The sequence below is a fragment of the Pseudomonas sp. PDM32 genome (assembly GCF_019219225.1).
Taxonomy (GTDB): domain Bacteria; phylum Pseudomonadota; class Gammaproteobacteria; order Pseudomonadales; family Pseudomonadaceae; genus Aquipseudomonas; species Aquipseudomonas laurylsulfatiphila.
In genome coordinates this window covers 1-318 of sequence record NZ_JAHUWE010000056.1, presented here as the reverse complement: position 1 = coordinate 318, position 318 = coordinate 1, and the positions used below count along the sequence as shown (strand labels likewise).

The 318-nt window shown below is 62.9% G+C and carries 1 protein-coding gene; it reads right to left on the bottom strand.

The window, feature by feature from the left end; translation table 11 throughout:
* Positions 1 to 318 (bottom strand): immunoglobulin-like domain-containing protein (locus KW846_RS29770; RefSeq protein WP_218486472.1); only part of this gene is annotated, 318 nt, incomplete at both ends.

Below are 318 nucleotides of genomic sequence, written 5' to 3'. Positions count from 1 at the left end.
TCACGGTGGTGGTGTCGTTGACGTCGGTAACCGTGGTGCTGACCGGAGTCTTGATCGGGTTGATGGACTCGAGGTTGCCACCCACCGCGTCCTTGATGGATTCAGTGACGGTGGTTGGACCGGTGTAAACGTCGTTGCCGACGGTGACCGGCAGGCTACCGGAGCTCTGACCTTCGGCAATGGTGATGACTTTGCCGCTGTCCAACGTCACGGTGACCGGACCGTTCTGCGCGGTGACCGGTTTGCCCTGGGCATCGGTCAGCGTGGCGGTGTAGGTGATGGTGCCGTTCTCGTCGACGCTCGGCGTCGCGGTCAGGG